Source organism: Oleiphilus sp. HI0079 (assembly GCF_001635105.1).
Map to the genome: position 1 here is coordinate 1 of NZ_LWFT01000833.1, position 991 is coordinate 991.

General features: G+C 48.8%; 1 protein-coding gene. It reads right to left on the reverse strand.

What is annotated here, in order from left to right; genetic code table 11:
• On the reverse strand, window positions 1-991 hold a 991-nt coding region (locus tag A3750_RS15590; protein WP_156498630.1), incomplete at both ends, for a PAS-domain containing protein.

The following is a 991-nucleotide window of genomic DNA, read 5'->3' on the forward strand; positions in this document are numbered from 1 at the left end:
TATAGTGCAACGCAACCTCTTCCGGCAACTGCACCTGCGCCTCATCAATGAGCGATTTGAGAATCTGATCAAGCGGTACCGATGAGAGCTTCGGTTCTATGCTGTCGGTATCAATGCGCGCAATATCAAGCAACGATGAGATAATCGACTCTGCGCTGGCAATAGAATTGCTGATCTGTCGCACAATACGCGTATCACGACGTTCGTTTTGTGCTTCAAGCAGGGAGGTAACATAAAGCTGCGCGGCATTCAGTGGCTGCAAAATGTCGTGGCTGGCAAGAGCGAGAAAGCGAGACTTGGTCGCATTGGCTGTTTCTGCCTGCGACTTGGCTTCAAGAAGCGCGGTTTCCATGCCCTTTCTTAATTCGATCTCGTGTACCAAGTCTTGGTTGATGCGATTGATTTCTTCGGTGCGACTTTCGACGCGCTTTTCAAGGTTTTGATTGCTTAGCTCAAGTTCGTTTTGAATTCGAATGAAGTCACTAATGTCATCGTACGTCGTGACATAGCCGCCGTCTGGTAGCGGAGTACCTTTGATCTCGATCACTTGTCCGTCATGGTGCTCGCGCACAACGCGATAGGGTTTTCCGTTCTTAAGGTGCTCAAGACGTTTGTGGACAAGCAGTTCAATATCACCCGCACCGAGCAAGCCTCTGTGCGCATTAAACTGCACAAGCTCGGATACGGGAGTACCGATCTTCAGCATATTTTTTGGATAGTTGAACATTTCTTCGTAACGGCGGTTCCAAGCAACGATATTCAAATCGTCGTTTACGACGCTGATGCCGGAGGAGATATTCTCGAATGATGAGAACAGGATTTCCTGATTAAAACGCAGCGCTTTGGTGGTTTCGCCAAACATACTGACGACATCTTCAACTGCGATTTTATTGCCGCTACGAAGGCCATCAATCATTGCATTGGCAGACGCGACACCGGCGATGCCGGAAAGAGCACGACGAACCGTTTCGATTAATTCTTCGGGGCTTGT